This is a genomic window from Aquitalea sp. S1-19 (genome assembly GCF_024343515.1).
Genome location: NZ_RJTZ01000004.1, coordinates 47,706 through 48,027 on the forward strand (window position 1 = coordinate 47,706; position 322 = coordinate 48,027).

1 protein-coding gene is annotated in these 322 nt (G+C 66.5%); it reads left to right on the forward strand.

Features of this window, described 5'->3' with window-relative positions; genetic code table 11:
* On the forward strand, positions 1 to 322 hold a 322-nt coding region (locus EGI20_RS01260), incomplete at both ends, for an efflux RND transporter permease subunit (RefSeq protein ID WP_498628987.1).

The following is a 322-nucleotide window of genomic DNA, read 5'->3' on the forward strand; positions in this document are numbered from 1 at the left end:
TGGCGGCAAGCTGCAGTTTGCCGTGGTCGGCCCCGAGCTTGGCCAGATCCAGCGCATCAATGACGCACTGGTGGGCGAGCTGACCGCTATTCCCGGCATAGGCCGGCCCGATGTCGGCAGTGAAAGCCAGCTGCCTATGCTGGCGGTTCAGGTCAAGCGCGAGGCGGCCGCCCGTGCCGGCCTGTCCACCCAGCAGGTACTGGCGGCCGTGAATCTGCTGACGGCCGGCAGCAATGCCGCACAATTCTCCGACGGAGACGGCGAGCGCTACGATATCCGTGTCAAGGCGGCAACGGGCAGCCTGAACCGTGCCGCTGATCTG